Annotated in this window: 9 protein-coding genes; all 9 read left to right on the forward strand. The window is 71.0% G+C overall.

Annotated features, from left to right (window positions below; translation table 11 throughout):
- Window positions 1-49: 49 nt before the first annotated feature.
- The 9 genes from IZR01_RS44035 (at window position 50) to IZR01_RS44075 (ending at window position 11,064) form a co-directional block, all read left to right on the forward strand.
- Window positions 50-1,231 carry an oxygenase MpaB family protein gene (locus IZR01_RS44035; protein ID WP_194927297.1) on the forward strand — a complete coding sequence of 394 codons (1,182 nt, stop codon included), beginning with the start codon at window positions 50-52 and terminating at the stop codon, window positions 1,229-1,231.
- A gap of 600 nt (window positions 1,232-1,831) precedes the next feature.
- Window positions 1,832-4,966, forward strand: a complete 3,135-nt coding sequence (locus IZR01_RS44040) for a sensor histidine kinase (RefSeq protein ID WP_194927298.1) — start codon at window positions 1,832-1,834, stop codon at window positions 4,964-4,966.
- Window positions 4,967-5,404 (forward strand): roadblock/LC7 domain-containing protein, encoded by a 438-nt coding sequence (locus IZR01_RS44045; protein ID WP_194898052.1) that lies wholly within the window; start codon window positions 4,967-4,969, stop codon window positions 5,402-5,404. It begins immediately after the preceding gene.
- Entirely contained in the window at window positions 5,401-5,985 is a 585-nt protein-coding gene (locus IZR01_RS44050) for a GTP-binding protein (protein ID WP_194898053.1), read from the forward strand. Before IZR01_RS44045 ends, IZR01_RS44050 begins: the two co-directional genes overlap by 4 nt.
- A gap of 196 nt (window positions 5,986-6,181) precedes the next feature.
- Window positions 6,182-7,387, forward strand: coding sequence for an ABC transporter substrate-binding protein (locus IZR01_RS44055; RefSeq protein ID WP_194898054.1), 1,206 nt, complete (start codon window positions 6,182-6,184; stop codon window positions 7,385-7,387).
- Between the two features lie 155 nt (window positions 7,388-7,542).
- A complete protein-coding gene (locus IZR01_RS44060; protein WP_194898055.1) occupies window positions 7,543-8,439 on the forward strand; it encodes a branched-chain amino acid ABC transporter permease in 897 nt (298 codons plus the stop codon).
- On the forward strand, window positions 8,436-9,413 hold the full coding sequence (locus IZR01_RS44065; protein WP_194898056.1) for a branched-chain amino acid ABC transporter permease: 978 nt from the start codon (window positions 8,436-8,438) through the stop codon (window positions 9,411-9,413). Before IZR01_RS44060 ends, IZR01_RS44065 begins: the two co-directional genes overlap by 4 nt.
- Before the next feature lie 77 nt (window positions 9,414-9,490).
- Entirely contained in the window at window positions 9,491-10,294 is an 804-nt protein-coding gene (locus tag IZR01_RS44070; protein ID WP_323746622.1) for an ABC transporter ATP-binding protein, read from the forward strand.
- Window positions 10,294-11,064 carry an ABC transporter ATP-binding protein gene (locus IZR01_RS44075; protein ID WP_194927299.1) on the forward strand — a complete coding sequence of 257 codons (771 nt, stop codon included), beginning with the start codon at window positions 10,294-10,296 and terminating at the stop codon, window positions 11,062-11,064. Before IZR01_RS44070 ends, IZR01_RS44075 begins: the two co-directional genes overlap by 1 nt.
- Window positions 11,065-11,095: the final 31 nt, after the last annotated feature.

Here is an 11,095-nt window from a genome sequence, read left to right on the forward strand (position 1 = left end):
GCTCCTGCCACGACCACCGCCACCGCCACCGCCCGCCGAGGAGACCCCGATGCCCGTGACCCCCGAAGCGATGGCCGCCCTGCGCCTGCGCGGCGACGACCTCGCCGACGCCACCGTCGACGCCCTGTTCGCCACCGGCGAGGTCGGCCACTACAACACCCTGGTGCGCTCCTTCGAGCACACCGGCGAGTCGCTCCCCGAAGGCCTGCCCCAGGTCGCCCACGACTACCTCGCGGCCACCGCCAGCGCTCCGGACTGGGTCGACTGGGACCGGATGGAGGCGGCGCGCATGTTCTTCATCGACAACAACGTCCACATCTCCACGGCGCTGTCCTTCGCCTCGATGCCGGCCTGCTACATGCTGCCGCACGTGGCCAAGCTGCTGGCCGCCACGCACGCGTTGGATTACCCCTCCAACCGAATGGCCGCCACCGGTCAGTTCACCGTCTACCTAATGCGCCCCGACGCGTTCGAGGCCGGCGGCGCATTTGTCCCGGCCGCCCAGAAAGTCCGCCTGCTGCACGCCTCCATCCGGCACCACCTGCGCCGTGAGGGCGCGTGGGACGAGGCCACCTGGGGTGTGCCGATCTGCCAGGAGGACATGATCGGCGGCCAGATGATGTTCTCCATCCAGGTCCTGGACGCCTTGCACCGCCTGGGTGTGCACCTCACCAGGGACGGCGCGGATGCGTATTTCTACGCATGGCGCGTCGTCGGCGCGATGCTCGGGATCGACCTCGCCGCGGCGCCGGCCGACCTCGCCGAGGCGCGCGATTTCTCAGACCTTTACATGGCGAAGTTCATGGGGCCCTCCGATGAGGGCGTTCAACTGACCAAGCAGCTCGTGGAGCTCTACGAGGACGTCGTCCCGGGCACGCTGATGGATCCGGTGGTCCCGGCCCTGATCCGCTATCTCGTCGGCGACACCGCCGCGGACTGGCTCCAGGTGCCCCGCTCGGCGGTCTTCGACCACCTGGTGCCCGCCGCACCCTTGCTGCTCGGCGTCACCGAACACCTCAAGGAACGCTCGCCGCTGGCCGCGATGGTCATCGACCGGCTCGGCGCGCTCACCACGCGATTCGAGCTCAGTTCACTGACCCGCGGCCGGGTGATGCACTACGCGATCCCCGACCACCTCAAGGACGAGTATGGCGTCCGCAAGCCCAAGCCCGAACGATGGACGCCACCGCCGGTCTCCGGACTGCTGGCCGATCCGCCCGCGGGCACTTGAGCTGCGAGCGCTTGAGGCCACCGGCGCCTGAGGCCGCGGCCTGAGGTCGCGGGCTGAAGCTACGCGCGCTCGAGCTCGAACTTCGAGCTCTAGTCCGAGCTCGAGTTCGCGGGCTGATGCCGCGCGCGCATGAGGTTACGCGTTCATGAATTCATGATCCGCGTACTTCTGGGCTTCCCAGTACTTCTAGGCTTCCCAGTCGCCCGATCGCCGCGCACCGCCGCCGCGATTCGTCTCGGATTCGGCGGAGTCATCCGAGGTTTCTTCGGGTATTGCCAACTCACTGTAGTCGACGGCGGCGGACGCACCGGCCCGCGACGACCGGAAACGGACATCCTCAGCACCGCTTGATAACGAACCGGCTGTTCACCGGCGGACAAGCGCGTTCCGTGTCCGTTCCACCACCCAGACTGTCTCCAGCCATGCCGTTTCCGCTAACATGCATTCGCTCGAACAAAGCAGTGGTCTGTTTCCTGGCCGTCGGGTCGGCCTTTGACAGAACTTTGATTGAGTGTTGAACCCACGCATGAGAAAACCTGCCGACGTAGTTCGCCGCCACCACTCCGATGCGCCGACCAGCGCGGATCGCAAAGGCCACCCGTGAGAATCACCAAGAAGCTCGGCATACTGGTCGCTGTCCCCCTGTGTGCCGTCTCCGGTTTCGGGGCGTTGGCCTTGGTCACCTCGACCTCCGGGGCGATCAGCGCCGGGCATCTGTACACCCTGATGAACTCCGCCTCGGCGGCCGCGGACCTGGTCTCGCAGTTGCAGGCCGAGCGCACCCAGGTGGCCTTGATCCTCAGCGGCTCCTCCGGCGCCGACTCGGCGGGGCTGAACGACCAGATCGCCAAGACCCAGGCGGCGACCGCGGCCTACGAGGACAAGGTCAAGGGGATGCCGTGGCTGTCCTCGGACGGCAAGGCGCTGCTGTCCCGGATCGACGGCGAACTGCGGGCCATCGACACCCTGCGCGACCTGATCCGCGGCAACTCCCCGCAGGTGCTCTCGGCGGCCGACTTCCAGTACCACATCGTCATCGCCGACCTGCTGTCCTACCACGACCTGGTGCAGAACTCCGGGGCCTCCTCCTCGGTGGCGACCATGCTGCGCGCCACCTCGGCGCTGAGCCAGGCCCGCGAGGCGCTCAGCGGTGAGGAGGCCGACGTCCTGCGGACCCTGGCGGCGCCGACCCAGACGGCCTCCGCCGCCCAGGACCTGATCGGCAGCCGCAACAGCTACTCCAGCGCCCTGGAGTCCTTCGGCGCGCTGGCCCCGGCCAGCTGGCAGGACGTCCCGAACCAGGCGCTCGGCGGTCCGGGCATGGCCGGCGCCGGCCAGTTGGAGGACACCGTCGCGGACACCGCGCCGGGCACGAAGGTGCAGCTGGACCCGAAGCAGTGGACCAGCACGCTGGACGCCCGGCTGACCGCGCTGGACGGGGTCCGGCACGACATGGACCTGTCCACGCTCGACCTGATCGCCAAGGACCGCAGGTATCAGCGCGAACTGGCCGGGGTCGAGGCCGCGGCGGTGGCCGGCACGATGCTGCTGGCGCTGATGGTCAGCCTGCGGCTGGGCCGGCCGATCATCAAGGGTCTGCGCGGCCTGCGCGACGGCGCGCACGCCGTGGCCTTCGAGGACCTGCCGGCCGCGGTGCAGGCCCTGCGCGGCACCGGCTCGCTGACCGGCCAGACCCCCGAGGAGTTCGCCGACGAGGCGGCCGGCGGGCTGCAGGTGTTGGGCGACGACGAGATCGCCGCCGTGGCCCGGGCCTTCAACGCGGTCCGGCGCGAGGCCATCCGCACCGCCGCCGAACAGGTGCTGCTGCGCTCCGGCGTGGGTGCGGCGTTCGTCGCCCTGGCCCGCCGCGGCGAGCGGCTGACCGGCGCGCTCACCCTGGAGCTGGACAAGGCCGAGCGCGACGAGCAGGACCCGGACCGGCTGGCCCGGCTGTTCGTGCTCGACCACCTGGCCGCGCGCATGACCCGGAACAACGAGAGCCTGCTGGTCCTGGGCGGTGAGGGCACGGTGCGGATCCGCGACGAGGGCGTGCCGCTGATCGACGTGATCCGCGCCGCCTCCGGCCGCATCGAGAAGTACTCGCGGGTCGACCTGGTGAACGTCGACATGGGGGTGGTCATCGCCCCGCCGGTGGTCGACCACCTGGTGCACCTGTGCGCGGAACTGCTGGACAACGCCACCGCGTTCTCCTCCCCGGACAGCCGGGTCCTGGTCGACATGCGGGTGCTGGCCGACCGCATCATCATCCAGATCACCGACCGCGGCATCGGCATGACCCCGCGCCGGCGCTCGGAGCTCAACGCCCGGCTGACCACGCCGACCCACCTGGACGCCGCCTCGGTCAAGGCGATGGGCCTGACCGTGGCCGGGCAGCTGGCGTCCTGGTACGGCATAGCCGTGGAACTGCGGCAGAACCCGCAGGGCGGCACGATCGCCGAACTGGTGCTGCCGCCGACGCTGTACTGGTCGCCGGGGGCGCCGGACCTGCTGGCCCCGACGATGGCCACGGCCGCGATCGACTCGCTGGTCTCGGGCATGGGCTCCCCCGGCGAGCGGAACACCGCCGGGGCGCGCAACTCCGGGGCCGGCGCGGTCGCCGGCGGGCGGCGCCGCCGGTCGGTGGCGCCGGAGCCGGAGCCCGACCGGTTCGGGGCGGGGACCGGCGGGTTCAACCCGCGCACCCAGACCTCGGCCTTCCCGCAGCAGCCCGCGATGGGCGCCGCGGCCGGGGCGGCCGCGATGGACGCGAGCGGTCAGTGGGCGGCGCAGCAAGGAGCGAACGGCTTCGCATCGGACCCCTACGCCTCCACTCAGCAGAGCATCGGCGAAGGCGTCAACGGCTTCCCGCCGGCCCCGATCCGGGTCCGGCCCCTGAGCCGCCCGGCCGGTCCCGCGGCCCCGGCCGGCGACGCGGTCTCCGGTCCGGGCGTCGCCGACGGGCCGCTGAGTCCGTGGCTGGCCGGAGCGCTGCGCGGCCGGGCCGCGGCCGAGGCGGCCCAGGCGGCGCAAGCCCAGGCCGCTCAGGCCGCCCAAGCTCAAGCGTTGCAGGCGGCCCAGGCCGCGCAGGGCGCCCAGGAGCCGGCGCCGGCGTATCCGGCCCGGTCGGCGTTCGAGGCCTCGGCGCAGTCGCAGCCCTCGCACCAGAATCAGCCTTCGTACCAGAATCAGCCCTCGTACCAGGGCCAGCCTTCCTACCAGGGCCAGCCTTCCTACCAGGGGCACCCGTCCTTCCAGGGTGAGCACACGTTCCAGGGCGATCCCTCGTTCCAGCCCCAGCCACCGGCGCAGCCCCCGGCCGCGGTCCCGGTGCAGCCGTCCTTCCAGACCCAGGCCTCGCAGTCCCAGGCGCAGGCCTCGCAGTACCAGAGCCAGCCGTCGTACCAGCCACGGCCGGCGGCCCCGGCCCAGCAGCCGTCGTTCCAGGCCCAGCCCGCTCTGCCCACCGCTCCGGCGGCCCCGGCGACACCCCCCGCGCCGGCGGCGGAGCAGCCCAAATTGAAGACCACGCACGGTCTGCCCAAACGGGTGCCGCTGGCCCGGCTCCCCGCCGAGGCGATGGACGACGAGCCCGAGGTGGCCAGCCCGGTCGAGCGCGACCCGTCCCGGGTCTCGGCCTCGATGGTGGCCTACGCCCGCGGGATCGGCGGCCGCGGCGCGCCCGGCAGCGCCCCCCAGACCCCCTACACGCCGCCTTCAAGTACAGGGACCTTCTAAATGTCGCTCATGCCCAGCAGCCCCCCGGACAATCTGGACTGGCTCCTCAACGACTTCGCACTCCGGGTCCCCGGTGTCGTGCACGCTCTGGCGGTCTCGGCCGACGGGCTGGTGGTGGCGGCCAGCAGCGACCTGACTGACGAGCAGGCCGAGAACCTGGCCGCGGTGGCCTCCGGGCTGGTCGGCCTGCTGGCCGGCGCGGCCCGGCTGCTGCACGCCGCGCCCGTGCAGAGCAACCTGACCGAACTGCTCGGCGGCTTCCTGTTCTCGATGGCGGTCAGCGACGGGGCCTCGCTGCTGGTCTTCGCCCGGCGTGAGTGCGACATCGGCCAGGTCTCCTACACCATGGCCGAGCTGATCAACCAGGTCGGCGCCGCGCTGACGCCGATGGCGCGGTCCCGGATGCTGGCCCGCGAGGCCGCCGGACGGTTCCGGTGAGGGCCGACCAGGCCACCGCGGCCAAGATCGTGGTGGCCGGCGGGTTCGGCGTCGGCAAGACCACCCTGGTCGGCTCGGTGTCCGAGATCCAGCCGCTGACCACCGAGGCGGAGATGACCTCGGCCGGGGCCGGCATCGACGACGTCCGGAACATCCCGGGCAAGACCGCGACGACGGTGGCGATGGACTTCGGCCGCATCACCTTGGCCCAGGACCTGATCCTGTACTTGTTCGGCGCGCCGGGCCAGGAGCGGTTCTGGTTCTTCTGGGACGAACTGTCCCGCGGCGCGATCGGCGCCGTGGTGCTGGCCGACGTCCGGCGGCTGGACGACGCCTTCGCCGCCATCGACTTCTTCGAGCACCGCGGCATCCCGCACGTCGTGGCGATCAACCAGTTCGACGGCGCCCCGATGCACGGCCACGAGGAGATCCGTGACGCGCTCTCGGTGCGCGACGACGTCCCGCTGCTGATGTGCGACGCCCGGCGCCGCGAGTCCAGCAAACGGGTGCTGGTCACGCTGGTCGAGCACGCCGTCACCCAGCTGCGGATGAACCCGGACGCGGCCTTCGCCCGCCCCTGAACCGCCCCACGAACGCCCCACAAGGGCCCTGCGAACCCCACAAACGCTCCACGGAATGCCCCACGAAAAGCCCCACGAACGCCCCATGCACCGCCCGCAAGACCGAAGTTCGGACCGAAGTTCGGGCCGCCGGCCGCTCAACGCCGGCGAGCCTGTTCCGCGTGACCACTGATATCAACCGCTTAAGGAGACAGTCTTGTTCTCGTCACGAGTATCGGTGCGCCTGCGCGCTGCCGTGGCCGTCGGCGCGGTGACCGCGCTCGCGGCGGCCGGTTGCAGCAGCAGCACTTCGAGTAAGAGCTCTGCCAAGGGCGACGCGCCGATCAACATCGGCCTGATCACCGCGCTGTCCGGCAGCAACCAGGCCCTGGGCCCGGACCACCTCAACGGGTTCCAGCTCTACCTGGACACCCACAACGACATGCTCGGCGGCCACAAGGTCACCCTGAAGGTGGGAGACGAGGCCAACGGCGGCGCGGCCGCGGTGCCGGTGGCCAAGAAGATGATCGAGCAGGACCACGTGCTGGCCATCGCCGGCATCGTGGCCACCCCGACCATCCAGGCCGTGGTGCCGATCGCCACCGCCGCGGGCGTGCCCGTGGTCAACACCGGCGGCCGCCCGACGGTCAAGGACGTCTCGCACCTGTGGACCATGAGCTTCATGTCCACCGACCCGGGCTCCTCGATGGGCCCGTACATGGCGCAGAACGTCCCCGGCTCGGTCTACGCGTTCGGCCCGGACTACCAGGGCGGCTACGACCAGCTCCGTGGCTTCACCGAGGCCTACACCAAGGCCGGCGGCAAGCTGGCCAACGACGGCGGCAAGGCGACCTTCACGCCGTTCCCGAACACCACGGACTTCACGCCGTTCCTGTCCAAGGTCAAGGCCTCCGGCGCGAAGGCGATCTACTGCTTCTACACCGGGCAGAACGCGATCGACTTCGTCAAGGACTGGTCCCAGTCCGACGCCAAGGACATCCCGCTGTACGCGGCCGGCTTCATCACCGAGGGCGGCGCGCTCAAGGCCGAGGGCCAGGCGGCCGCCGGCATCATCACCACGATGAACTACTCCCCGGACATCTCCAGCGCCGCCAACCGCCAGTTCGTCTCGGCCTGGTCGCAGAAGTACAACGGCGAGGCCCCGCCGGCCACCGCGATGTACAGCTGGGACGCGGCCTCGGTGCTGGACCAGGCGATCGCCAAGGCCGGGCCGAACCCGACGCCGGACGCGGTGAACGCGGCGATCAAGGGGATGGGCCAGATCGACAGCCCGCGCGGGACCTGGCAGCTGTCGGCCGACACCCACGTGCCGGTGCAGAAGTGGTACCTGCGCAAGGTCGAGATGGACGGCACGGCACTGGCCAACGTGAAGATCGGCGACCTGGCTACCATCGGCAGCTGAGAGGCGTCGCAGGGATCGACCTGCACCACCGGCACAACCAGCACAACCAGCACAACCAGCACAACCAGCACAACGAGTACAGCCGGTACAACCAGTTCAACTATTTGAACTAGTTCCACCAGTACAACCAGTAAGAGCACTGCGGAAGGGGTCCCATGGGTGCGATCAACACGCACTTCGTGCCCGCGCTGGACGGAGTGGCCTACGGGCTGCTGCTGTTCGTCGCGGCCGCCGGCCTGACTTTGTTGTTCGGGATCGGCGGCGTGCTGAACATCGCCCACGGGACCCTGTTCGCACTCGGCGGCTACCTGGCCGCCTCGGTGTCCGACGGCTCCTGGTCCTCGGCCTTCCTGGGACTGGCCGTGGCCACGGTCGGCGGCACGCTCGGCGGCGGGCTCCTGGCCGCCGGGACGCTGCCGCTGGCCGACCGCGGCCATCTCCCACAAGCGTTGCTGACGTTCGGTTTGTCCCTGGTCGGGGCGGACGTCCTGACCACCGTCTACGGCACCGATGAACACCCGGTCGTGATCCCGAAGTCGGTGAACGGCACGGTGCAGATCTTCGGGCACGTCTACCCGACCTACCGCCTGATGTTCATCGTGGTGGCCTCGGTGCTGGCCCTGGCCGGGACCTACGTCCTGGGCCGGACCCGGGCCGGGGCGCTGCTGCGGGCCGCGGCCGACGACCGGGAGATGGTCGGCGCCATGGGCTACGCGCCGTGGCGGGTGCACGCGGCGCTGTGCGGCGCGGCCGGCGCGCTGGCCGGACTGGCCGGCGGCCTCGGCGCGCCGATCATCGGCCCCGGACCGGACACCGCCGACAAGGTCCTGATGTTGTCGATGGTCGTCATCGTGCTCGGCCGCCCCGGCTCGGTGCTCGGCGCGTTCGGCGCGGCGATCGCGGTCGGCGAGATCGAGACGCTGGGCGTGTCGATCTCCTCCAACTGGGCCCCGTATCTGTTGTTCGGCCTGATGGCCGTGGCCCTGGTGGTCCGCACCTTCCGGGGTTCGTCGGCCGTCGGAGCCGGTGCGGCGGCGGGGGCGCACGCATGAGGATCCCGGCGGTTCTGCTTTCCCGGCCGGTGCGGATCGGCGTGCCCGGTGCGGTGCTGGCCGTGTTCCTGCTGATCGCGCCGTCGAGCTTCGACGGATACGGGATCAGCCTGATGTCCAAGGCACTGGCGCTCGGCGTGCTGGCCGTCAGTGTCAGCATCCTGGCCGGCTACTCGGGCCTGCCGACGATGGGCCAGGCGGCGCCGTTCCTGGTCGGCGCGTACACCGCCGGGGTGATGAGCACGCACGGGCACACCGTCGGCGTGTTGCAACTGCTGTGCGGGACGCTCGTGGCCGCCGCGTTCGCCGCGGCCACCGGACTGGTCGCGATCCGCACCCGCGGCGTGGCGTTCCTGATGACCACGCTGGCGCTCGGCGAGCTCACCGTCACCGCGGCCGGGGAGTGGCGCTCGCTGACCGGCGGAACGGACGGCATGTACGGGATCACGCCGATCCAGCCGCTTCCCGGGATGGCCGCGCTCAGCTCCGACCGGTCGATCTACTGGTTCGTGCTCACCGCCACCGCCATCGTCATCGCCGTGGTCTGGTGGGTGCTGCGCTCCCCGGTCGGCAAGCTGCTGCTGGCCTGCCGCGACCACGAGGCCCGCATGCGATCCGCCGGGCACCCGGTGACGCGGTATCAGTGGCTTGCTTATGTCGCGGCCGGTGCGCTGGCCGGGTTCGGCGGGGTGCTGATGTGCACCGTCAACGCCTACGTGTCGCCGGACGACGGCAGCTTCTCCAACTCGGCGCTGGTGCTGTTGGCCGTGGTACTCGGCGGCGCGACCTCGCCGTTGGGCGCGCTGCTCGGCGCGGGGCTTATCGTGGCTACCCAGGACTGGCTGTCCGGACCGTTCCCGGGCCACGGGCCGCTGCTGCTCGGCTTGATGTTCATCGTCGCCGTCTACGCGTTGCCCGACGGCGTGGCCGGGATCCGTTTCCGGGCGCCGAAACGACGGGGAGGTCCGGCATGACGGACGTGAGTTCGGTATCTGCGAATATGAGCTCGCTACCCGCGAACGCGAGCTCGGCATCGGCCAACATGAGCTCGGTGTCTGCATCTGCAAATACGAGCTCTGTATCCGCCAACATGATCGAAGTCAGTGGCCTGACGAAGGCGTTCAGCGGCGGCACGCTCGCGGTCGGCGGCCTGGATCTGACCTTCGAGGCCGGGCGCCGGCACGCGGTGATCGGCCCCAACGGCGCCGGCAAGACAACTCTGCTCAACCTCATCGCCGGGGAGCTGCGCCCGACCGCCGGCCGGATCCGCTACAACGGCCGCGACGTCACCCGCACCAGCCGCGTCAAGCGTTCCCGGCTGGGCATCGCGCGCACCTTCCAGCAGCCGACCGTGTGGAGCACGTTGTCGGTGGCGGACAACATCGCGCTGGCCGCGTGGCCGCATTCGAAGGTGCGGGGGAAGTGGCGCCGGGGCCGCTATCGGAGCTTGTCCGAGTCCTGCGAACGCTACTTGGAGACCGCGGGCATCACCGCCCTCGCCAGCCGACCGGCCGGCGCGCTGGCCCACGGCGAACGCCGGATGCTGGACATCGGGATGGCGCTGGCGGCCGACCCGCGGGTGCTGCTGCTCGACGAGCCGGCGGCCGGGCTGACCGATCAGGGCGTCGAGCGGCTGCTGACGGCGATGCGGGCGCTGCCCGAAGAGGTGACGGTGGTCGTCGTCGAGCACGACTTCGCATTCGTCGCAGCGATCGCCGACACGGTGACCGTGCTCCAGGACGGGAAGCTGCTGGCGACCGGGACGCCGACCGAGATCGCCGCCGACGCCGCGGTGCGGACCGCCTACCTCGGCGAGTCCGGGGCCGTGCCGGACGCCGTCGAGGAGGTTGTCTGATGCTCAGTCTCAGCAGCCTGACTTCCGGCTACGACGGCGGCACCGTCCTGCACGGCCTGGACCTGGAGATCCCCGACGGCTCCGTCCACGCGGTGGTCGGCCACAACGGCGCCGGGAAGACCACACTGATCCACACCGTCGCAGGCCTCGTACCAGCCTCGTCCGGCCGGGTGTCGGTGTCCGGCTCCGACCTCACCCGGCTGCCCGCACACCGCCGCGCCCGCGCCGGAGTCGGCCTGGTGCCCCAGGGCCGCCGGGTGTTCCCGGGGCTGACGGTCCAGGAACACCTGACACTCGCGGCCGGAGGCCGACGCCGCCGCGCCGCCGCCCAGTGGACCCCGGACAGCGTCAAGGAACTACTGCCCCGCCTCGCCGAGCGCGCCGGCCACCGCGGCCGCCAACTCTCCGGCGGCGAGCAGCAGATGCTGGCGATCGCCCGGGCACTCCTCGGCCAGCCCCGCCTACTGCTGCTGGACGAACCGACCGAGGGCCTGGCCCCCCTGATCGTCCAGGACATCGCCGACCTCATCAAGACCCTGCCGGAGCGCGGCCTGACGATCCTGGTAGCCGCACCCCGCCCGGCATTCGCCGTGGAGGTCGCCGAACGGGTGACGATCCTGGTCGCCGGCCGGGTCGCCGACGAGTTCAGCGCGAAGGAGCTGCGGGACCAGCCGGAGCTAGCGGCCGAGGCGATGGGACACGCCACTGCGGAGGGCGAGCTGGTCGCCTCGGCGGTGTCATCCAACCCAGCCGCTTCCGAGGCGGACTGAGCGTCTGCGCGGGTGGTGCCTGGCGGGGGGC

Origin of the sequence: Catenulispora pinisilvae (assembly GCF_015356865.1) — a bacterium.
In the GTDB taxonomy this organism is placed as follows: Bacteria; Actinomycetota; Actinomycetes; order Streptomycetales; family Catenulisporaceae; genus Catenulispora; species Catenulispora pinisilvae.

Bases quoted from the DNA above. Each gene is read 5' to 3' on its own strand.
- IZR01_RS44035 (WP_194927297.1), top strand. From the start codon at position 50: ATGCCCGTGACCCCCGAAGCGATGGCCGCCCTGCGCCTGCGCGGCGAC.
- IZR01_RS44045 (WP_194898052.1), top strand. From the start codon at position 4,967: ATGTCGCTCATGCCCAGCAGCCCCCCGGACAATCTGGACTGGCTCCTC.
- IZR01_RS44060 (WP_194898055.1), top strand. From the start codon at position 7,543: ATGGGTGCGATCAACACGCACTTCGTGCCCGCGCTGGACGGAGTGGCC.
- IZR01_RS44065 (WP_194898056.1), top strand. From the start codon at position 8,436: ATGAGGATCCCGGCGGTTCTGCTTTCCCGGCCGGTGCGGATCGGCGTG.
- IZR01_RS44075 (WP_194927299.1), top strand. From the start codon at position 10,294: ATGCTCAGTCTCAGCAGCCTGACTTCCGGCTACGACGGCGGCACCGTC.